Annotated in this window: 1 protein-coding gene; it reads left to right on the top strand. The window is 70.0% G+C overall.

Annotated features, from left to right (window positions below; translation table 11 throughout):
* A partial coding sequence (locus VR45_RS41760; protein ID WP_045945215.1) for an acyltransferase domain-containing protein occupies positions 1-357 on the top strand: 357 nt, incomplete at both ends.

Here is a 357-nt window from a genome sequence, read left to right on the forward strand (position 1 = left end):
GAGCAGGCCGCGCGCCTGCTGGAGCGGCTCACCGACGGGACCGAACTCGACCTGCACGACGTCGCGTTCACCCTTACGGCCGGTCGGTCGCTGCTGGACCACCGGGCCGTCGTGGTCGGCGAAGGTCGCGAAGAACTCGCCGAGCGGCTCCAGGAGTTCGTCTCCACCGGCAGCTCCGCCGGAGTCGTCACCGGCCGGGCCGGATCCACCGGGACGGTGTTCGTCTTCCCGGGCCAGGGTTCGCAGTGGATCGGCATGGCGCGTGAACTCCTCGACTTCTCACCGGTCTTCGCGGAGAAGATGGCGGAGTGCGCGTTCGCGCTGGAGCCCTTCACCGACGGCTGGTCGCTGCTCGAC

The sequence above is a fragment of the Streptomyces sp. NRRL S-495 genome (genome assembly GCF_000966955.1).
GTDB lineage: Bacteria > Actinomycetota > Actinomycetes > Streptomycetales > Streptomycetaceae > Kitasatospora > Kitasatospora purpeofusca.